The sequence below is a fragment of the Escherichia sp. GZ89 genome (genome assembly GCF_019366485.1).
In the GTDB taxonomy this organism is placed as follows: domain Bacteria; phylum Pseudomonadota; class Gammaproteobacteria; order Enterobacterales; family Enterobacteriaceae; genus Escherichia; species Escherichia fergusonii.
In genome coordinates this window covers 1-513 of sequence record NZ_JAEOHX010000085.1, presented here as the reverse complement: position 1 = coordinate 513, position 513 = coordinate 1, and the positions used below count along the sequence as shown (strand labels likewise).

Genomic DNA, 513 nt, shown 5'->3' with positions numbered 1-513 from the left:
AAAGCGGTGCTGTGTCCCGGCGTGGAAATCACTTTTAAAGATGAAGTGAATAACAGCGAGCAGCGCTGGTGCTACCAGGATGGTCTGAACGACTATCTGGGCGAAGCGGTAAACGGCCTGCCGACGCTGCCGGAAAAGCCGTTTATCGGTAATTTTAACGGTGAAACGGAAGCGGTTGACTGGGCGCTATTGTGGCTGCCGGAAGGCGGCGAATTACTGACGGAAAGCTACGTCAACCTGATCCCGACCATGCAGGGGGGGACGCACGTCAACGGTCTGCGCCAGGGCCTGCTCGACGCGATGCGCGAATTTTGCGAATACCGCAATATTCTGCCGCGCGGCGTCAAACTGTCGGCGGAAGATATCTGGGATCGCTGCGCTTATGTGCTCTCCGTGAAAATGCAGGACCCGCAATTTGCCGGGCAGACCAAAGAGCGTCTGTCGTCGCGTCAATGTGCGGCATTTGTTTCCGGCGTGGTGAAAGATGCCTTCAGCCTGTGGCTGAACCAGAAC

General features: G+C 56.7%; 1 pseudogene. It reads left to right on the top strand.

Features of this window, described 5'->3' with window-relative positions:
• A pseudogene (locus K0335_RS22350) lies at positions 1 to 513 on the top strand (DNA topoisomerase 4 subunit B); the annotation flags it as partial.